Here is a 19,737-nt window from a genome sequence, read left to right on the forward strand (position 1 = left end):
ACTCTTACAGAGGCTGGCGCAGAGGTGCAATCAGAGCAATAGGGCGACGCAAAGGAAGATCAGCGGAATAAGGCCAGTGTCCCGGTTTGCCCGGAACAATTGCAGCAGTTTCGCGTTGTCTTCGGTATCCAGGCCGCGCAGCTGCCACGCCATGTGCCATCCCATCGCCCACGGCCCGCCAAGCGCAACAACCAGCGCGATCACTGACGCCTGCGCTGTCGCCGCATCAACAATGGCCAGCCCCATCAGGGTCACGGTCGCCACCAGAAAATACTTGAGCCACCGCGCGGTATCGGTGCCAAACAGGCGGGCGGTGGATTTGATCCCGATCAGCTCATCGTCTTCGGTGTCCTGATGGGCATAGATCGTGTCATAGAACAGCGTCCAGGCGATGCCGGACAGATAAAGGATGACCGCCGGTACGCCAATTGTGCCGCTATGCGCGGCCCAGGCCAGCAGGACGCCCCAGTTGAAGGCCAGCCCCAGAAACACTTGTGGCCACCAGGTGAACCGCTTGGCAAAGGGGTAGATCGTCACCGGCAGCAGCGACAGGACCCCCATGGCGATGGCGGCCTGATTGAACGACAGCAGAATCGCGAGCGCCAGCAGGCATTGCAGCCCCATCCAGATCACCGCCTGACGCACGCTGACCTGACCGGACGGAATCGGGCGCGACCGGGTGCGTTCCACCTGGCCGTCAAACTCGCGGTCGGTGATGTCATTCCAGGTACAGCCCGCGCCGCGCATCAGAAACGCTCCCATCGCGCAGCCGACGGCAATCCACAGATCCCCCCAGCCCGGATTGCCATCGCTGAGGATCGCCAGCGCCAGTCCCCACCAGCACGGAATCAGCAGCAACCACGTGCCGACGGGCCGGTCTGCACGGGACAGGCGCAGATAGGGGCGGGCGAAAGCGGGCGCGCGGGTGTCGACCCAATTGCCGGATACGGCATCAGCGACCTGACCGTCTGGTGTTGGGGCATTGCCTTGCATATGTAGGGTCTCATGAGTGCGAAGATCAGACTGTATGTAGAGCACCCTCTGGGTCCGGGGCAATCGGTTGAATTGACGCGCGAGCAGGCGCATTACCTGTTCGGCGTCATGCGTCTGGCCGTTGGGGGACACGTGGGCCTGTTCAACGGCAAGGACGGCGAATGGCTGGCAGAGGTGTCCGCGGCGGGCAAGCGCGGTGGCACGCTAAGCTGCGTGGAACAGACCAGACCGCTGCAGATGCCGCCCGATCTGTGGTTCCTGTTTGCGCCGATCAAAAAGGCGCGCACCGATTTCATCGTTGAAAAGGCGGCAGAAATGGGCGCGGCGCGTATCCTGCCGGTGCAGACCGAATTCACCAATTCCGAACGCATCCGTCAGGACCGCCTGCAAGCCCACGCGGTCGAGGCCGCCGAGCAATGCGGCGGCACCTTTGTACCCGAGGTCGCCGACCTGCAACGCCTTGACCGGGTGCTGGATGCCTGGCCCGAAGACCGCCAGCTGATGTTCTGCAATGAGGCCGAGGTCGGCTCGGCCCTGCGTCTGGCGGCAAATGAAAAGGGTCAGCCCTGGGCCATTCTCATCGGTCCCGAGGGCGGATTTTCGGATCGCGAACGCGCGCGGCTGGCCGCTTTGCCCTATGCCCATGTCGTCAGCCTTGGCCCGCGCATCCTGCGGGCGGACACGGCGGCGGTGGCGGCCCTGACCATGTGGCAACAGGCGCTGGGGGATTGGTCGTGACGTGGCGATTGGCGAAACCCGAAGATGTGCCATCAATTGAGCGCTTTTTGCGCCAGCATATCCAAAGCTCGATGTTCCCGCTGGCCAATCTGCGCGATTTTGGTCTGAACGGGCCTGACCCGCGCTCTGTCCGGATGTGGCTGTTGGGTGATGACCTGCGCGCGATCTTCACTATCACGAATGAAGGAATGATCCTGCCGCAATGCCCGGACTGTTCGGATGTGGAATTGGAAGCCGTGATTGCCTTGATCGCAGAGCATCCGACCATTGGCGTCATCGGTGACGCCGCGCAATGTCGTCGCATCCTGCGTCTTGCGGGCTGGCAGGACAGACCGGCGAATCTGAATAAGGACGAACCGGCCTTTTCGCTGGACTTGAATGATCTGATCCTGCCGGAATTGGCCGATGCCTGGCTTGTTCCGCTGGCAGAGATTGATCGCGCATTGGCCGAGCAGTGGCGGAGTGCTTACCTAATTGAAACACCCGGACTTATTCTGGATGAAGTGGCAAAACAGGCCGCGCACGATATCGACGCTTATCTGGCCCGAGACAGCCATCGGGCTTTGCTGGTGCGTGGGCAGCCCGTCGGCATGACGGGGTTCAACGCGGCTTTGCCCGATATTGTCCAGATCGGTGGCGTCTATACGCCAACCGAACTGCGCGGTCGCGGATACGCCCGAACGGCCGTGGCGCTGCACCTGCAAGAGGCGCAGGCGGCCGGAGTGTCCCGCGCCGTTCTTTTTGCGGCTTCGAATTCGGCCGCGCGTGCCTATATCTCAATTGGCTTTGTCCCCGCAGGCCAGTTCGCGCTGATCCTGTTCAAGACAGAAAAGGAGACCGTGGCATGAGTTTCATCCGACCCGAAGCCAAACTGGCCCTGTGGCGCTGGCGCGAAGTGCTGGTGGCGGGGCTTGTCCTTTTGGTTGGCCTCAGCTGGATCAGCGGCCCCGGCGGATTGCTGGGTTGGCTGGGCTGGGTTCTGGTTATCGTATCGGTGGCCCTCGCCGTGATCGGTGTACAGCGCGCCCGGTTTCGCACCGGTACGGGCGGCCCCGGCGTGGTGAACATTGACGAAGGCCAGATCACCTATCTGGGTCCGCTTGAGGGCGGCATGGTCGCCACCCGCGAAATTGAGCGGCTGGCGCTGGACCCGACCTCATCCCCGGCCCATTGGGTGCTGGAGCAACCGGGGCAGCCGGTCCTTCACATTCCTGTGAATGCCGAAGGAGCCGAGGCGCTGTTTGATGTCTTTTCGGCCCTTCCGGGACTGAAAACCGAACAAATGCTGGCGGAATTGAACGGTGGCGCGGCGCATCCGGTGGTGATCTGGGAACGTTCGCCATCCCGTCCGGCACATCTAAGGCTGCATTGACACTGGGTGCTTTTGCGCTCACCACTGGCCTTCAAAACAGACACATCAGGATCGGAGCACGGTTCATGTCCATCCCTCAGTCCGGCGGCGGTCCGATCGAACGCCATGAGCAACTGGCCGAATATCTGGAATCGGGCTGTAAGCCCAAAGCAGATTGGCGCATCGGCACCGAGCATGAAAAGTTCGGCTATTGCAAGGACACGCTGAAACCGCTGCCCTTTGAGGGCACGCGGTCCATCGTGGCCGTGCTGGAAGGGCTGCGCGACCGCCATGGCTGGGCCGAGGTGCGCGAGGCCGGGCATCTGATCGGGCTTGAGAAAGACGGCGCCAATGTCAGCCTGGAACCGGGCGGCGCGCTGGAGCTTTCGGGTGCCCCGCTGGAAACCATCCACGAAACCTGCGACGAGGTGAACACCCACCTGCGCGAGGTCAAGGATATCGCCGATGAGATCGGCGTGGGCTTTATCGGTCTGGGCGCTGCCCCGATCTGGAACCATGAAGAAATGCCGCTGATGCCCAAGGGGCGCTATCGGCTGATGAACAACTACATGGAAGAGGTCGGTACCATGGGGCGCGCCATGATGCGTCGCACCTGTACCGTTCAGGTCAATATCGACTTTGGGTCCGAGGCCGACATGGTGCAGAAACTGCGCGTCGCGCTGGCGTTGCAGCCGGTGGCCACGGCGCTGTTTGCCAATTCGCCGTTCTTTGAGGGCCAGCCCAACGGTCAGAAAAGTTGGCGCAGTCACATCTGGCGGCATCTGGATGACGCCCGCACCGGCATGTTGCCCTTTGTGTTTGAAGAGGGGTTCGGGTTCGAACGCTATGTGCAATACGCTCTCGATGTGCCGATGTATTTTGTCTATCGCGACGGGCAATACATCAACGCGCTGGGCATGTCGTTCCGTGACTTCCTGCAAGGCAAACTGCCCGCGCTGCCCGGCGAAACGCCGACCCTGTCCGATTGGGCCGATCACCTGACCACGGCCTTCCCCGAGGCGCGGATCAAGAAGTTCATGGAAATGCGCGGTGCCGATGGCGGCCCGTGGCGACGCCTGTGCGCCTTGCCCGCCTTCTGGGTTGGTCTGACCTATGATCAGGGCGCGCTGGATGCGGCGTGGGATCTGGTCAAGGGCTGGGATGCGGAAACCCGCGAAGCCTTGCGTGTTGAGGCGGCAAAAGACGGGCTGCAGGCGCAGGTTGGCAAGATCAACATGCACGATCTGGCCCGCGAAGTTGTCGCAATCTCTGAGGCGGGATTGAAATCCCGTGCTTACCCCGGTGCGGGCGGTCTGGTGCCGGATGAGACGCATTTCCTCAATGCGCTCAAGGACAGTATCGAAACCGGTCAAGTTCCGGCAGATGAATTGCTGGAGCGGTATCACGGCGACTGGAACGGTGATCTGACGCGGATTTTCCCTGACTACAGCTATTGATCCATGCCGTCCGCCTTGCAATCACGTGGCTGGGCCGATAGCAGGTTCTCGACCAATTTCAGGGGACCGTCATGGACGATCTTAAGGCAAAGTATCTGGGACAGATCGCCGAAGCCGGCGATGAGAACACGCTTGAGGCGATCCGTGTCGCCGCCGTGGGCAAAAAAGGCGAAGTCGCGCTGAAGATGCGCGAACTGGGCAAGATGACCCCCGAGGAACGTCAGGTCGCAGGCCCCGCGCTGAACGCCCTGAAAGATGAGATCAATTCGGCCCTTGCCGCCAAAAAGGCCGGTTTGGCCGATGCTGCGCTGGATGAACGTCTGCGCACCGAATGGCTGGACGTCACCCTGCCGACCCGCGCGCGCCGTCAGGGCTCGATCCACCCGATCAGCCAGGCGACCGAGGAGCTGACCGCGATTTTTGCCGAACTTGGCTTCGCCGTCGCCGAAGGGCCGCGCATCGAAGATGACTGGTACAATTTCGACTCGCTGAATATCCCCGGCCACCATCCCGCGCGGGCCGAGATGGACACGTTCTATATGCACCGCGCCGAAGGCGATGAGCGCCCGCCGCATGTGCTGCGCACCCATACCTCGCCGGTGCAGATCCGCTCGATGGAGAAACAGGGCGCGCCGATCCGCATCATCTGTCCGGGCGGCGTGTACCGCGCCGACTATGACCAGACCCACACGCCGATGTTCCATCAGGTCGAGGGGCTGGCCATCGACAAGGACATTTCGATGGCCAACCTGAAATGGGTTCTGGAGGAATTCGTGAAGGCGTTTTTTGAGGTCGACGACGTCGAACTGCGCTTCCGCGCCTCGCATTTCCCGTTCACGGAACCCTCGGCCGAGGTCGATATCCGCTGTTCGTGGGATAACGGTCAGCTGAAGATCGGAGAGGGCGACGACTGGATGGAGATTCTGGGCTCGGGCATGGTCCACCCCAAGGTGATCGCCGCCGGTGGCATTGATCCGGACGTCTATCAGGGCTTTGCCTTTGGCATCGGCATCGACCGTCTGGCGATGCTGAAATACGGCATCCCCGATCTGCGGGCGTTCTTTGATAGCGACCTGCGCTGGCTGCGGCACTACGGGTTCGCGGCGCTGGATATGCCGAACCTGCACGGTGGTTTGAGTAGGTGAGTTTCAGATACCGTTCTGGTCTTATGGCTCAGGCTTTATCTATAGTAGCTGAGGCCGGGATTCACGGTAAGAAGCACAATGGCCTTATTGAAGCTTGGGTTAAAAAAGGTCATGTGCATCAATCCAAGCGTGGAAGAATATCCATTTGCTCCGCTCATCAGTTTTCCGGGCCTGAATTCGAAGACTATTTGATTCTTGCTTGGCGTTCAGGATTACTTGAGCGGTCAAAATACAAAGAAGTAGAGTGGAAAACTAGTATCAATAAGTCATCCTACGAGGTGGAAGACGAAGATATCCGTTTAACCAGAGAGGGTTGGGAGTTTGTCGAGAAGTATGACAAGACGACAATCGAACTTTGGCTCGAAACTCTGACCGACCGAGTCCCGTATGTTTTTCTGAGTGTTGTTTCTGCGGCTTTGACAACTTGGGCCATCATGTATTGGGGCGCTCCTTAATCTTGTCATCGTGATTTAGAAAATAAGCTGGATGCATTAGGCGCGGAGCAAAGGCCGATAGGCCGCCGCGCTATCGCCAGACCGCCCGCACGGGCTGGCGATTTGTCTCCGCCAGCGCAACGCTCGAACGGCGCACGGATTTGGCTGACATAAAGTGCCAACCACATCCCTAGGATCGCCACCCCGCGGTCTGGCGATGGCGCGGCTTGAGGCGAGTTTGCCTGTAGGGTGGGCTTCAGCCCACCATGCGTCGGATGCCGGGCTGAAGCCCGGCCTACACCAATATGTTATGTGACAGTGCGCTTCAGGTGGCTAGGCTCCGGCCTATGATTTATCGACTGCTTCTTCTACTGCTGACTGCAACCCCGGCCCTTGCCATGGGTCCTTGGAAAACCGACTGCCATGGCGATACTGCCTGTGAGGTTGGCGAGCGATCCTATCACGTGCTGGAACCCGATGGGTGGGACGGCGAAAGCCCTCTGCCGGTGCTGTTGCATTTCCACGGATGGGCGCGGCAGGGGACTGTGGTGGTGAATCATGACCGCATCGCCGGGGCGACAAAGCTGCGGGGTGTTTTACTGGTTGCGCCAAACGGGTTGGGCAAAAGCTGGGATTTCTGGACCTCGGACACGGGCGATGTGCCGTTCGCCGACCGGGTGCTTAGGGATGTGGCCAGCCGGTACCCGATTGATCCGGAACGCATCTATGTCTCGGGCTATTCCTTTGGCGGCGCGATGGCGTGGCGGTTCGTATGCCAGTCGGGCAATGATACGGCGGCGCTGTTGGCGGTTGCGGGCAGTATCCGGCAGACCGAACATTGCCCCGAAGCCCCGGCGCAGGTGCGCCATGTGCACGGAACGGGCGATACGGTGATGGATTTTCCCTTTGGTCCGGGCGGTGATACGACCTATCCGGTGGCCCTGTGGCGGCAGAAATACAATTGCAGCACACCCACCCCGCGCGGGGATTGGAGCGTGGTGCCGATCCTGACCCTCAGCCGGGTGGAATGGACTGATTGCGCGCAGGGGCAGGTCACGCTGGATACCCATCCCGGCGGGCATTTCATCCCGCATGGCTGGATTGGTCGGCAGTTGGATGAGCTTTTGGGCCGCACCCCCAGCTATCCGTGACGCGCGGCGCTTGCACCTCGGGCCATTCTTTGCCATTGCCTGTGCCGACTGGATGATTGCCAAAAAAGGCCCCGTGCGATGAAATTCACGCTTTCCTGGCTCAAGGACCACCTCGACACTGATGCCTCGGTCGATGAGATTACCGAGGCGCTGACCGATCTCGGGCTTGAGGTCGAAGAGATCGTCAACCCGGCGGACCGGCTGTCGGGCTTTACGCTGGGCTATGTCAAACATGCTGAGAAACACCCCGACGCCGACAAGCTGCGGGTCTGTACCGTTGAAACCGACGAGGGTGAGCTGCAGATCATCTGCGGCGCGCCCAACGCGCGCGAGGGCATCACCGTCGTGGTCTGCAAGCCGGGCATGTATATCCCCGGTCTGGATATCACCATCAGCGTCGGCAAGATTCGCGGCGTCGAAAGCTTTGGCATGATGGCCTCCGAGCGCGAGCTGGAGCTGTCGGACGAACATGACGGCATTATCGAGCTGCCCTCGGGCAAGGTCGGTGATCGCTTTGTCGACTGGCTGGCCGAGAATGAGCCGTCCAAGGTCGATCCGGTGATCGAAATCGCAATCACGCCGAACCGCCCCGATGCGCTGGGCGTCGAAGGGATTGCGCGCGATCTGGCGGCGCGGGGGCTGGGCACGCTGAAACAGCGCGATTACGTGCCGGTGCCGGGCGATTTCGAAAGCCCGATCAAAGTGTCGATCGACGAGGATACGCTGGACGGTTGCCCACATTTCACTGGCCGTCTGATCAAGGGGGTCAAGAACGGCCCCAGCCCGCAGTGGCTGCAGGATCAGCTCAAGGCGATTGGTCTGCGTCCGATCTCGGCTTTGGTGGATATCACCAACTATATGACCTTCGATCACAACCGCCCGCTGCATGTGTTCGATGCCGAAAAGGTGCAGGGCAACCTGCGTATCCACCGCGCCGAGGGTGGCGAAACGCTGGTGGCGCTGGATGAGAAAGAATACACCCTTCAGCCCGGCATGATGGTGATCTCGGATGACAATGGCGCAGAATCCATTGCCGGGATCATGGGCGGCGAAGGAACCGGCTGTACCGAGGACACTGTGGATGTCTTTCTTGAAAGCGCATTCTGGGATCATGTGCAGATCGCGCTGACGGGGCGGGCGCTCAAGATCAACTCGGACGCGCGGTACCGGTTCGAGCGTGGGGTTGACCCGGAATACACGCTGGAAGGGCTGGAGCAGGCAACGCAGATGGTCCTGGATATCTGCGGTGGCGAGGCATCCAAGGTCGTCGAGGCCGGCAAGGCACCGAACCACGCGCGGGCCTTTAAGCTGGATGCGGCCCGGGTTCAGTCGCTGGTCGGGATGGAGATTCCCGAAAGCGAGCAGCGCCAGACCCTGACCCGACTGGGGTTCCGTCTGGAAGGTGAGATGGCCCATGTCCCCAGCTGGCGTCCCGATATAATGGGCGAGGCCGATCTGGTGGAAGAGGTCGCGCGGATTGCATCCCTGACCAAGCTACAGGGCAAACCGCTGCCGCGTGTGACCGACGGTATTCCCAAGCCGGTGATGACGCCGACACAGCGCCGTCAGTCGATGGCGCGACGCACCTGTGCAGCGTTGGGTTACAACGAATGCGTTTCCTACACGTTCATCGATCAGGCCTCGGCGGCGCTGTTTGGTGGTGGCGATGGGGCGACGCAACTGGAAAACCCGATCTCGTCCGAGATGAGCCATATGCGCCCCGATCTGCTGCCCGGCCTGTTGCAGGCTGCCGCCCGCAATCAGGCACGCGGATATGCGGATGTGGCCCTGTTCGAGGTTGGCCCGGTTTTCCATGACGGCGAGCCCGGCGATCAACAGATGCAGATCACCGGCCTTTTGGTGGGCCGCGATGGTCCCAAGGACGTGCATGGCGCATCCCGCCCGGTGGATTTGTACGACGCCAAAGCCGATGCCGAGGCTGTGTTGGCCGCCATCGGCGCACCGGCCAAGGTGCAGATCCTGCGCGACGGGGATGCCTGGTGGCATCCGGGCCGTCACGGCAAGATTTGTCTGGGTCCGAAAAAGGTTCTGGGCGTATTCGGTGAGCTGCATCCGCGCGTGTTGCAGGCGATGGACATCAAAGGCCCCGCGATGGCCTTTACCATCTGGCCGGATCAGGTTCCGATGCCGCGCAAATCCGGCGCAACCCGCGCCGCATTGGAACTGCGTGATCTGCAGGCGGTCGAGCGTGACTTTGCTTTTGTTGTCGACGCGGATGTTGAGGCGCTGACGCTGGTGAACGCCGCTGCCGGTGCCGACAAGGCGCTGATCGAGGATGTGCGCGTTTTTGACGAATTCATCGGCGGCAGTGTCGGCGAGGGCAAGAAATCCCTGGCCATCACCGTGCGCCTGCAGCCGTCGGATGCGACGTTGAAGGAAAAGGATATCGAGGCTGTGGCCGAAAAGATCATCGCCAAGGTCACCAAAGCTACGGGCGGCGTTCTACGCGGCTAACCGGGTCTGCAACGCGGCACAGCGTGAAACAGAAGGGCTCCGAACGCGGGGCCCTTTTTTGGTTTGATCGCGCCGGCAGATCGGGCCAATCAGTGCATCAGGAACATTACCCTTTCCCAAGTGGCCTATTGGGTTGTCCAACCTTTCGAATTAGGGTCGCTGCAACTGTCAAAGGAGACGACTATGGGCCTGAACGTTTACCTGTCCGGAGAAATTCACACCAACTGGCGCGAGCAGATCATTGATGGTTCGCAAGGGCTGGACATCACGTTCAACAGCCCGGTCACGGATCACGACGCCAGTGACGATTGCGGAGTGGCCATTCTGGGCGCAGAGCCGAACAAATACTGGCACGACCACAAGGGCGCGATGGTCAACGCGATTCGCACGCGCAAAGGTATCGCGGATGCGGATGTGGTCGTTGTCCGGTTTGGCGATAAATACAAACAGTGGAACGCGGCCTTTGATGCGGGTTATGCGGCGGCGCTGGGCAAATCACTGATCGTGCTGCATGGCCTCGATCATCAGCACGCGCTGAAAGAGGTCGACGCCGCCGCGCTGGCCGTGGCCGAGCAGCCGTCGCAGGTGGTCGAAGTCCTGCGCTATGTGCTGACCGGAAAACTGCCGGGTTAGAAATGAAAAAGGCTTGCGGCCGGATCAGCCGCAAGCCCGATTGCGTCTGCGTGTCGGCGATCAGCCCCGTGGGGGCGTCACCAGACCTTTCTGAACGGCGGGCCGATCCAGAAACCGGTCAAGATAGGCCGCCACATTGGCATGATCGTCCCATCCGACCAGATCTTTTGCACCGTAAAAGTCCAACCCGCGCAGCCAGGGCGCGATTGCCATGTCGGCGATCGAATACTCTCCGACGATCCAGTCCTGGCCTTCAAGCTGCTGGTTCAGCACGTTCAGCAGCCGCTTTGCCTCGTTGATGTAACGCTCACGGGGGCGGGGGTCTTCAATCTCACTACCGGCGAACTTGTGGAAATAGCCAAGCTGCCCGAACATCGGACCAACGCCGCCCATCTGGAACATCAGCCATTGGATGACACGGTATTTGTCCGCCGCAGTCTTGCCCAGAAACCGGCCCGTCTTTTCGGCCAGATACAGCAGGATGGCACCGCTTTCGAACAGGCCAAGGGGTTCACCGTCCGGACCATCTGGGTCGATGATCGCGGGGATCTTGTTGTTGGGGTTCAACGACAGGAACTCGGGGCTTTTGACATCCGCGTCGGACAGGGTGACCTTGTGCGCTTCATACGGCAGACCGGTCTCTTCCAGCATGATCGAGGCCTTGACCCCATTGGGTGTGGGGAAGGAGTACAGCTGAATCCTGTCCGGAAACTGCGCGGGCCAGCGCTCCATTATCGGGTGTGACTTGTTGTCCAGCATGGGGGCTCCTGTTTGGATGATGCATGAAAGGTAGGGGGCGATCGAAGATCATGTAAGCCCCCGGCGCTGTGCACAACCGGTCAGCTGGTGTTTGCTGGCGAACAACGGGGAAAACCGCGGCAACTGGCACCTAGACCAGGCTGTGATTTTCGCTCAGAGATTGGGGAACCCCGCGTGAAAGACGCGGGTTTCTTGTTGTGGAAAGGAGATACGCGTGGATGAGGTCGTAACACAGGTGGGTGCTTTTGCCCCGCTGATCATAAGCGCGGTCAAAGCGCTGGTGGTTCTGATCCTGGGCTGGATTGTGGCCGGGGCAATTGCCGGTCTGGTGCGCCGCCGGATCAATGCGACGCCGCACATTGACCCGACGCTGGGCAATTTTGTGGCCAGCTTGGTCAAATGGGTCATTCTGGCCATGGTGCTGGTCGCTGTTCTGGGGATTTTCGGGATCGAAGCCACCAGTATCGTCGCCATTCTGGGTGCCGCGTCGCTGGCAATCGGCCTGGCGCTGCAAGGTACGCTCAGCGATATTGCAGCCGGTGTCATGCTTGTGGTCTTTCGCCCGTACAAGCTGGGTCAGTATGTGGATATCGCTGGCACGGCCGGGACCGTGAAGGATTTGAACCTGTTCACCACCGAGTTGGTAACACCGGACAATGTCCAGATCATCGTACCCAACGGGCAATCCTGGGGATCAATCATCACCAATTATTCGGCTCATGACACGCGGCGCGTCGATCTGGTGTTCGGCATCGATTATGGTGACAGCGCCGATGAGGCGATGCAGATCATTCTGGATGTTGCCAAAGCGGACGCGCGCATTCACAGCGATCCCGAGCCGTGGGTACGGGTGACCAATCTGGGCGACAGCTCGGTCGATCTGACCGCGCGCCTGTGGTGCGCTGCAGCGGATTACTGGGACGTAAAGTTTGAGGTCACCAAAGCGGTCAAAGAGGCGTTTGACGCCAAGGGTGTTTCGATCCCCTATCCGCATTCGGTTGAGATTCACAAACAGGCGTAATCCCTCCCGCCCGTCGATCGGGCATTGAAATACCCTCCTCCGGTTGGGCCCGGCGCCGCGCTGATCGCGCGGCGCCGTTTGCGTTTGTGGGACCGTTGGATCAATGGTCGACCGCGCCGTGCCGCAGGCGCGGCGCCCGGCCCAACGCTGTAAACGCCCTCGTCAGAGGGCGCTTTCAGGGGCGGGAGAGCCTTAGGACTTGATAACCACGTTGGGCGAAACCACGTCGATCCCAAGTGCTTTACCAACCGCGTAATAAGTCAACTGCCCGGCGTGTACGTTCAATCCTGCCAGCAGATGTGGGTCGTCCTGACAGGCCTGTTTCCAGCCCTTGTCCGCCAGCGCCAGCATGAACGGCATCGTCGCATTCCCCAGCGCGATGGTCGAAGTGCGCGCAACAGCGCCGGGCATGTTGGCGACGCAATAGTGCATGACGCCATCCACCTCATAGATTGGATCGGCATGGGTGGTCGCCTTTGAGGTCTCAAAGCACCCGCCCTGGTCAATGGCCACATCCACCAGAACCGCGCCGGGTTTCATGGTGGAAAGCTGGGCCCGGGTGATCAGTTTGGGGGCAGCCGCGCCGGGGATCAGCACCGCGCCGATCACCATGTCAGCTGTCTGGATAAGCTCTGCCGTGGCCCCCGCCGTGGAATATTGGTTCTTGAAGGTGCCACCGAATACGTCGTCCAGATAGCGCAGGCGCGGCAACGAACGATCAAGAATGGTAACATCCGCACCCATCCCGGCAGCGATCTTGGCGGCATGTGTTCCAACCACGCCGCCGCCGATAACGACAACCTTGGCTGGTCCAACACCGGGCACACCGCCCATCAACACGCCACGACCGCCATTGGCCTTTTGCAGGGTCCACGACCCGACCTGTGGGGCCAGACGGCCAGCGACCTCGGACATTGGTGCCAGCAGGGGCAGGCCACCATTGGCGTCAGTCACGGTTTCATAGGCAATGGCGGTACAGCCCGACTCCAACAGGTCGTGGGTCTGATCCGGATCTGGTGCCAGGTGCAGATAGGTAAACAGCAACTGACCTTCGCGCAGCATCTTGCGCTCGACCGCCTGCGGTTCCTTGACCTTTACGATCATGTCTGCGGTGGCAAACACCTCTTCTGCCGTGTCCACAATCCGGGCACCGGCCGCAATATAGGCATCGTTGTCAAAGCCAGCGCCAATCCCCGCGCCGGTTTCGATGATCACCTCATGACCGCGCGCGACGGCTTCTTGTGCGGCATTGGGTGTCACGCCGACGCGGTATTCCTGCGGCTTGATTTCCTTTGGGCAACCGATTTTCATTTGGGCTCTCCATCCTTAAACTGCCTAAATTATGTGCAATCAGGGGCGCAATTTCTGTGAAACTCTGCCCGAAAAAGGGCTTTTTTTCGGGAAATTGTTCTGTATTCTTCTCAAATCTTGCAAGGAATGTGCGTCAATGAGCCTGGATACGACAGATCGAAAGATTTTGGCAGCTTTGCAGCGTGATGGCCGGATGTCGAATGCTGAACTGTCCGAACAGGTGAACCTGTCACCTTCGGCCTGCCACCGGCGCGTGCAGCGGCTTGAGGTGGACGGGTATATCCGCAAATACGTGGCGCTGCTGGATGCGCGCAAGATGAATGTGCCGACAACCGTGTTTGTCGAGATCACCCTGCAGGGGCAGGCCGAAGAATTGTTGGATGCCTTCGAAAAGGCAGTCGCGCGAATTCCCGACGTATTGGAATGCCACCTGATGGCCGGGACGGCGGACTATATCCTGAAGGTCGTCGCCGAAAACACCGAGGATTTTGCCCGCATCCACCGTCAGTACCTGTCGCGGCTGCCAGGGGTCGCGCAGATGCAAAGCTCATTCGCGCTGCGCACGGTATTCAAGACCACGGCGTTGCCGGTGTAGCGGCGGCGCCCGCGCACCGACGCTGTGGTCTGCGCAATCAGGCCAACCCGTTGGCAATGTGGCAATTCTGACGCTTGTATCCCATGGCTAGTGGGGTCACACTTGGGCAAAGACCACACATCAAAATGCTGTACCGCCCTGTGCGACGCCGCCCAGGGAAGCATTGTCATTAATTGTTCTGATGACATCAGGCGGTTACACGTCGTCGGTACGGTCCGAACCCGGTGATTGATAAGGAGCAGACCTTGGCTTACGAACATAACGACGTCCCCAAAGACTGGCTGGAAGCCGAGCTGGAAGACACGCTGGACGAAGATTTTGAGATCGAATTCAGCGAGCCCATGCTCTCGATGGAAGTCCGCAAGATTTACAAGGATCAGCACCCCGACATGCTGGACCGCAAGGTCTATTTCCGCAATCTGCTGCGCCTGCAGGCCGAACTGATCAAGGTACAGGACTGGGTGCAACATACCGGGGCCAAGGTGTGTATCCTGTTCGAAGGCCGCGACAGCGCCGGCAAAGGCGGGGTTATCAAGCGGATTACCCAGCGTCTGAACCCGCGCGTGGCCCGCGTGGTGGCCTTGCCTGCACCCAGCCGCCGCGAGCAAAGCCAGTGGTATTTCCAACGCTACGTGCCGCATCTGCCCGCCGCCGGTGAGATCGTGTTCTTCGACCGATCCTGGTACAACCGTGCCGGGGTCGAGCGGGTGATGGGGTTCGCATCGGATGATCAGGTCGAGCAGTTCTTTCAGGACGTTCCCGAATTCGAACGGATGCTGGTGCGGTCGGGGATCATTTTGCTGAAATACTGGTTCTCGATTACCGATGAAGAACAACAGCTGCGATTCCTCATGCGTATTCATGACCCGATGAAGCAGTGGAAACTGTCGCCGATGGATCTGGAGTCTCGCGTTCGCTGGGAATCCTATACCAAGGCCAAGGAAGACATGTTCTTTCGCACCAATATCCCCGAGGCACCGTGGTACATCGTCGAAGGCAATGACAAAAAGCGGGAACGCCTGAATTGCATCGAGCACCTTTTGACCAAAATCCCCTATGAGGACGTCCCGCAGGACAAGGTCAATCTGCCCGACCGGCGATATAACCCGGAATACGAACGCCGTATTCTGCCGGATGAGTTGTACGTGCCAAAAATATACTGACACGCAGGCAGATGCGAGGCAGTCAAACCGCCTCGCACCCTTTAGGACGGTTAGGCGGCGTCCATCATGCAGTCGAAGTTGAAGACATTGAATGTGATGACGTCGTTGGCATCGTCACCTGCCATATCCAGACATGAGACGACGTCGTCGCCCGGGCTGGAATTGTCATTCATCACCAGATCAAAATCATCCTCTGCAGGTTCGGATGGGGCCGTGTCGCGATTCCATGCGAATTGATCCAACTGCGATTGCAGCGCTTCGACGAATTCCTCGATCTCGGCAAGGAAGGCCGCAACATCGAAGCATGACTCGTCCGGGTCTTCGACCTCGGTGACATCGGTATCGGGTGTTTCGGGTTCCGGGTCTTCGGTCTCGGTGACATCGGTATCGGGTGTTTCGGGTTCCGGGTCTTCGATCTCGGTGACATCGGTGTCGGGCGTTTCCGGTTCCGGGTCTTCGACCTCGGTGACATCGGTATCGGGCGTTTCGGGTTCCGGGTCTTCGGTCTCGGTGACGTCGGTGTCAGGCGTTTCTGGTGCCGGGTCTTCGGTCTCGGTGACATCGGTATCGGGTGTTTCGGGTTCCGGGTCTTCGACCTCGGTGACGTCGGTGTCAGGCGTTTCTGGTGCCGGATCTTCTGTCTCGGTGACATCGGTGTCGGGCTCTTCGGTGACCGGCTCTTCGGGTTCTGCCACCTCATCAACGGGCGGAACCGGGGCCGGTGGAGGTGTTGCACCGCCATTGTCCAGCATCACCGCGGCATCCGTGGTGGCAAAGTTCTGGGTGACCATGACAGCGTCATAGCCTTGCATGTCGCCGGTTTCGATGCCGATACCGATGTATTCAAAGTCCGGGTTCAGGATGTTCGCCCGGTGGCCGGGGCTGTTCATCAGGCTTTGGTGCAGCTGTGCGACATCATCGGTGATACCGGCGGCACCGCGCTCAGACTGCCAGGCGATGTTTTCGCCCGACCGCCAGCTGCCGGAAAATTCGAATCCGGCATCTCCCATGCGCTCGGTCGCGCTGGAGTCGTTTTCCCCGGTGTGGCTGAACCTATCCGTGTCCAGCATCCAGGCGCTGTGATCCTCGGACGAGTCATTCAGGCGGGTTTCCAGTTTCAGCGGGTTCAACCCGCGGGATGTGCGCTCTTCGTTGATGAGCGTCAGCATTTCTTGCTCGAACGTACTTGCAGTCGACATTAAAGCCTCCGTTTGGTGTGTCGTCTGTGTAGACGGGGCCAGTTACAGGGGGCTTTGCCGGGGTTGATAGAGGTGCCGAAGTCCAAGGCGAGTTTTGGCGGGGCCGTGCTACCGTCACGAGATTCGCTGCGCTGCAAAATGCCGGGCAAAATGCTGCTGAGAGGGAAATGGCAAATTGTCGCGCAGCCGTGCCTTCGGTCGGCGGAATTCAGGCACGAAACCATAGCCCTGAAAACGACAAACCCCCGGGCGATGCCTCGGGGGTCGTCAAATAGTGTCATCCAAAGCTGGACGAGTCGCGGGCAGCTCTTAGAGCAAACCTTCGCGCTGTGCTTTCTTACGTGCCAGTTTACGGGCACGGCGGATCGCTTCAGCTTTCTCGCGCGCTTTTTTCTCGGACGGTTTCTCGAAATGTTGCTTGAGCTTCATTTCGCGGAACACGCCTTCGCGCTGCAGCTTTTTCTTCAGGGCACGAAGCGCCTGATCGACGTTATTGTCGCGAACACTAACCTGCATGTGGTTGTCACCACCTTTCTAGATAGAGTTGCAAGGAAATTGCAGGAATTGGCCGTATAGCAAAGCCGTTCTAACTTGTCTAGTACTGGTCCCAGGAACCGGAGAACCGCCATGACCACCACATATGAAGACGCCAAACAGCAGCTTCTGGATGCGATGCTGACCCACGTGCCCTTCGACGGCTGGACCGAAGCCAGCTTTCGTGCCGCTATTGCTGATGGCGATATGGACGACGCCCTGGCGCGCGCGATCTGCCCGCGTGGTGCCCTTGATCTGGCGCTGGCATTCCATGCCCGTGGGGATGCGGCCATGGTGGACCGCCTGAGCGCGGCGGACCTGAGCGAATTGAAATTCCGCGACCGCATCGCCACCGCCGTCCGGTTCCGGCTTGAGGCTGTACCGGACAAGGAACTGGTGCGCCGGGGTATGACGCTGTTTTCCCTGCCAACCCATGCGGCGGATGGGGCCAAGGCGATGTGGCAGACCTGCGATCTGATCTGGAATACGCTGGGCGATACATCAGAAGATGTGAACTGGTACACCAAGCGGGCGACCCTGTCCGGTGTCTATTCCTCGACCCTGCTGTTCTGGTTGGGGGATGAATCCCCGGATCATCAAAAAACGTGGGAGTTTCTGGATCGCCGTATTGCCGACGTCATGCAGATCGAAAAGATCAAGGCGCAGGTCAACGGAAACCCGTTGCTAAAGCCGTTTCTGGCTGTTCCAAACTGGCTGGCCGGTCAGGTGAAGGCGCCCGCCAGATCGCGCGCTGATCTGCCCGGATCGCTGACCCCGCGCAAGTAAGGCGCGCTTGTTACTGGGCCTTTGGTTTTTTGCCTGCTAGGCATTGGGCAAAGGAGATTTGCCCATGACCCAGATGATGCGCGCTGTTGAAATCACCAAACCCGGCGGCCCGGATGTTCTGCAACTGACGGAACGGCCCATTCCCGAACCCGAAGCTGGTCAGGTTGTCATCAAAGTGGCCTATGCGGGGGTGAACCGTCCCGATGCCTTGCAGCGGGCCGGGGCCTATGATCCACCCCCCGGCGCCAGCGATCTGCCGGGGCTTGAGGCTTCGGGTGAGGTCGTGACCGTTGGCGCAGGGGTCGAGGGGTTATCGGTCGGCGACACGGTCTGCGCGTTGTTGCCCGGCGGCGGTTATGCCGAATATGTCGCCACTCCGGCCGCGCACTGTCTGCCGGTGCCAAAGGGCATGGGTATGAAAGAAGCGGCTTGCCTGCCCGAAACGTTCTTTACCGTCTGGTCCAACGTGTTCATGCGCGGCGGTCTGAAAGCGGGTGAGCGGTTCTTGGTGCATGGCGGCTCCAGCGGTATCGGGACCACGGCGATTCAGCTGGCCAATGCGTTTGGCGCACGAGTCTTTGCCACCGCCGGGTCGGATGAAAAATGCGCCGCCTGCGTGGGCCTTGGGGCAGAAAAGGCGATCAATTATCGGGATGAGGATTTCGTCGCCGCCCTGCGGGCCGAAGGCGGGGCCAACCTGATTCTGGATATGGTGGGTGGCGATTACATTCCGCGCAACGTGAAAACACTGGCCGAGGATGGGCGTCTGGTTCAGATCGCCTTTTTGCAAGGACCAAAGGCCGAGTTGAACTTTGCCCTGATGATGGTCAAGCGCCTGACCCTGACCGGCAGTACCCTGCGCCCGCAAAGCGATCTGGCCAAAGCCGCAATCGCGCGGGATCTGCACGAAGCCGTCTGGCCCTTGCTGGAGGCCGGGAAGGTTGCCCCCGTCATGGACAGCGAATTCGATCTGGCCGAGGCGTCAGCGGCCCACGCGCGGATGGAAAGCTCGGGGCATATTGGCAAGATCGTTCTGAACGTCGCGGGTTAAGACAGATGCGCGGGGCATGACCCCCGCGCGCCTTTTATTCAGGCCACTACGCGGCGGTACAGATGCCATGTCGCGTGGCCAAGCACCGGCATCACGACGATCAGCCCCAGCAGCATTGGAATCGCGCCGACAACCAGCAGTGTGGCAACGATGAACCCCCAGGCCAGAATGACACCGGGATTAAAGCGCAGCACCCGGACCGAGGTGACAACGGCCACCGGCAGTCCGACCTTGCGATCCAGCAGCAGTGGAAAGCTGACCACGCTGATTGCAAGCGCCACCAAAGCAAACAGAAAACCCACCGCGTTGCCGAGAATAATCATGGTCCAGCCTGTGCCGGTGGTGAATACCTGTGTCACAAATGCCCCGAACGAGGTGGGCAGGTCGGGGCCAAGGGTGTGCACATAAATGCTCTGCGCGACCATCAGCCAGATCAGCAGCAGCATGACCAGATAAAAGCCCAAGGCCAGAATTGCACCGAAAGACGGGGACCGGAATACGCCGAACGCATCCAGCCAGTGGACCTCGCCGCCCTGTTCCCGTTTGCGGCTGATTTCGTACAATCCTACGGCGGCAACCGGGCCGATCAGCGCAAACCCCGCAACCAGAGGCGCCAACAGTGGCACCATGTTCCGATTCAGCCCAAAGCCGAACATCAAAAGCCCCGCGATCGGATAAATCAGAACAATGAATATTGCGTCGGTCCGGGTTTCCAGAAAGTCCTGATAACCCGCCTTTAGACAGGCGCGCAGGTCCTCGAATGTCACCTTCCGCACAGTCGGCAGGTGCCGGGTGTCCGCGCTGCCGATGCGATTGACGCTTTCGGCTACGTGATCGCCGGTCGCGCCGATGCTCCGGGCGGCCCAGCTGATCGGGTTCCCTATCGTTTTGGCCATCGTAGTCCCCTCCCTTTGCGTATCAGCGCAGCGGAGTGAATCCGG

Annotated in this window: 20 protein-coding genes; 14 read left to right on the forward strand and 6 right to left on the reverse strand. The window is 60.1% G+C overall.

Annotation, left to right across the window (positions count from 1 at the left end; all coding sequences use genetic code 11):
- Positions 1 to 30: 30 nt before the first annotated feature.
- A complete protein-coding gene (gene ubiA / locus JT51_RS18670; protein WP_037316501.1) occupies positions 31 to 993 on the reverse strand; it encodes a 4-hydroxybenzoate octaprenyltransferase in 963 nt (320 codons plus the stop codon).
- A gap of 12 nt (positions 994 to 1,005) precedes the next feature.
- On the opposite strand from ubiA, the gene JT51_RS18675 reads away from it, so the two are divergent.
- The 9 genes from JT51_RS18675 to JT51_RS18715 all read left to right on the forward strand — a co-directional run bounded on the left by JT51_RS18675 (position 1,006) and on the right by JT51_RS18715 (position 10,377).
- Positions 1,006 to 1,731 carry a 16S rRNA (uracil(1498)-N(3))-methyltransferase gene (locus JT51_RS18675; protein WP_037316504.1) on the forward strand — a complete coding sequence of 242 codons (726 nt, stop codon included), beginning with the start codon at positions 1,006 to 1,008 and terminating at the stop codon, positions 1,729 to 1,731.
- Positions 1,728 to 2,579: a GNAT family N-acetyltransferase gene (locus tag JT51_RS18680; protein WP_037316507.1), complete on the forward strand. Its 852-nt coding sequence runs from the start codon at positions 1,728 to 1,730 to the stop codon at positions 2,577 to 2,579. The genes JT51_RS18675 and JT51_RS18680 overlap by 4 nt, the downstream gene beginning before the upstream one ends.
- Complete coding sequence (locus tag JT51_RS18685) at positions 2,576 to 3,103, forward strand: hypothetical protein (RefSeq protein ID WP_037316510.1); 528 nt, start codon at positions 2,576 to 2,578, stop codon at positions 3,101 to 3,103. The genes JT51_RS18680 and JT51_RS18685 overlap by 4 nt, the downstream gene beginning before the upstream one ends.
- A 65-nt stretch (positions 3,104 to 3,168) precedes the next feature.
- Entirely contained in the window at positions 3,169 to 4,539 is a 1,371-nt protein-coding gene (locus JT51_RS18690; RefSeq protein ID WP_037316513.1) for a glutamate--cysteine ligase, read from the forward strand.
- Between the two features lie 71 nt (positions 4,540 to 4,610).
- Positions 4,611 to 5,684 (forward strand): phenylalanine--tRNA ligase subunit alpha, encoded by a 1,074-nt coding sequence (pheS, locus tag JT51_RS18695; RefSeq protein ID WP_037316516.1) that lies wholly within the window; start codon positions 4,611 to 4,613, stop codon positions 5,682 to 5,684.
- Positions 5,685 to 5,707: 23 nt separating this feature from the next.
- Positions 5,708 to 6,139: a hypothetical protein gene (locus tag JT51_RS18700; RefSeq protein ID WP_037316519.1), complete on the forward strand. Its 432-nt coding sequence runs from the start codon at positions 5,708 to 5,710 to the stop codon at positions 6,137 to 6,139.
- A 326-nt stretch (positions 6,140 to 6,465) separates the two neighbouring features.
- Positions 6,466 to 7,269: an alpha/beta hydrolase family esterase gene (locus JT51_RS18705; RefSeq protein ID WP_200876122.1), complete on the forward strand. Its 804-nt coding sequence runs from the start codon at positions 6,466 to 6,468 to the stop codon at positions 7,267 to 7,269.
- A 78-nt stretch (positions 7,270 to 7,347) separates the two neighbouring features.
- Positions 7,348 to 9,744, forward strand: coding sequence for a phenylalanine--tRNA ligase subunit beta (gene pheT, locus JT51_RS18710; protein ID WP_037316522.1), 2,397 nt, complete (start codon positions 7,348 to 7,350; stop codon positions 9,742 to 9,744).
- A 183-nt stretch (positions 9,745 to 9,927) separates the two neighbouring features.
- Positions 9,928 to 10,377, forward strand: a complete 450-nt coding sequence (locus JT51_RS18715; RefSeq protein WP_037316526.1) for a YtoQ family protein — start codon at positions 9,928 to 9,930, stop codon at positions 10,375 to 10,377.
- A gap of 60 nt (positions 10,378 to 10,437) precedes the next feature.
- Here JT51_RS18715 and JT51_RS18720 read toward each other — a convergent pair whose 3' ends face one another.
- On the reverse strand, positions 10,438 to 11,136 hold the full coding sequence (locus JT51_RS18720; RefSeq protein WP_037316529.1) for a glutathione S-transferase family protein: 699 nt from the start codon (positions 11,134 to 11,136) through the stop codon (positions 10,438 to 10,440).
- A 214-nt stretch (positions 11,137 to 11,350) separates the two neighbouring features.
- Between JT51_RS18720 and JT51_RS18725 the strand changes: the two genes are divergently transcribed.
- Complete coding sequence (locus JT51_RS18725) at positions 11,351 to 12,157, forward strand: mechanosensitive ion channel family protein (RefSeq protein WP_037316532.1); 807 nt, start codon at positions 11,351 to 11,353, stop codon at positions 12,155 to 12,157.
- Positions 12,158 to 12,349: 192 nt separating this feature from the next.
- On the opposite strand, the gene ald is transcribed toward JT51_RS18725, so the two are convergent.
- Positions 12,350 to 13,468 (reverse strand): alanine dehydrogenase, encoded by a 1,119-nt coding sequence (gene ald / locus JT51_RS18730; RefSeq protein WP_037316534.1) that lies wholly within the window; start codon positions 13,466 to 13,468, stop codon positions 12,350 to 12,352.
- 136 nt (positions 13,469 to 13,604) lie between these two features.
- Between ald and JT51_RS18735 the strand changes: the two genes are divergently transcribed.
- Together JT51_RS18735 and ppk2 are read left to right on the forward strand one after the other, a co-directional pair.
- Positions 13,605 to 14,063 carry an Lrp/AsnC family transcriptional regulator gene (locus JT51_RS18735; RefSeq protein ID WP_037316872.1) on the forward strand — a complete coding sequence of 153 codons (459 nt, stop codon included), beginning with the start codon at positions 13,605 to 13,607 and terminating at the stop codon, positions 14,061 to 14,063.
- A gap of 245 nt (positions 14,064 to 14,308) precedes the next feature.
- Positions 14,309 to 15,226 (forward strand): polyphosphate kinase 2, encoded by a 918-nt coding sequence (gene ppk2, locus JT51_RS18740; protein WP_037316875.1) that lies wholly within the window; start codon positions 14,309 to 14,311, stop codon positions 15,224 to 15,226.
- A 50-nt stretch (positions 15,227 to 15,276) separates the two neighbouring features.
- Here the strand turns inward: ppk2 and JT51_RS18745 are convergent, their stop codons facing one another.
- Both JT51_RS18745 and rpsU read right to left on the reverse strand, forming a co-directional pair.
- A complete protein-coding gene (locus JT51_RS18745; RefSeq protein ID WP_037316537.1) occupies positions 15,277 to 16,425 on the reverse strand; it encodes a CAP domain-containing protein in 1,149 nt (382 codons plus the stop codon).
- A 309-nt stretch (positions 16,426 to 16,734) separates the two neighbouring features.
- Positions 16,735 to 16,941, reverse strand: a complete 207-nt coding sequence (rpsU, locus tag JT51_RS21600; protein ID WP_005614280.1) for a 30S ribosomal protein S21 — start codon at positions 16,939 to 16,941, stop codon at positions 16,735 to 16,737.
- Between the two features lie 111 nt (positions 16,942 to 17,052).
- Here rpsU and JT51_RS18755 point away from each other — a divergent pair, with 111 nt between their 5' ends.
- Together JT51_RS18755 and JT51_RS18760 are read left to right on the forward strand one after the other, a co-directional pair.
- The gene (locus tag JT51_RS18755) at positions 17,053 to 17,745 is read left to right on the forward strand and encodes a COQ9 family protein (protein WP_037316544.1); all 693 of its coding nucleotides are present in this window, start codon (positions 17,053 to 17,055) and stop codon (positions 17,743 to 17,745) included.
- 64 nt (positions 17,746 to 17,809) lie between these two features.
- The gene (locus JT51_RS18760; RefSeq protein WP_037316547.1) at positions 17,810 to 18,796 is read left to right on the forward strand and encodes an NAD(P)H-quinone oxidoreductase; all 987 of its coding nucleotides are present in this window, start codon (positions 17,810 to 17,812) and stop codon (positions 18,794 to 18,796) included.
- Between the two features lie 38 nt (positions 18,797 to 18,834).
- Here JT51_RS18760 and JT51_RS18765 read toward each other — a convergent pair whose 3' ends face one another.
- Positions 18,835 to 19,692, reverse strand: coding sequence for a DUF2189 domain-containing protein (locus tag JT51_RS18765; RefSeq protein WP_037316878.1), 858 nt, complete (start codon positions 19,690 to 19,692; stop codon positions 18,835 to 18,837).
- Positions 19,693 to 19,737: the final 45 nt, after the last annotated feature.

The sequence above is a fragment of the Ruegeria halocynthiae genome (assembly GCF_000743705.1).
Taxonomy (GTDB): domain Bacteria; phylum Pseudomonadota; class Alphaproteobacteria; order Rhodobacterales; family Rhodobacteraceae; genus Ruegeria; species Ruegeria halocynthiae_B.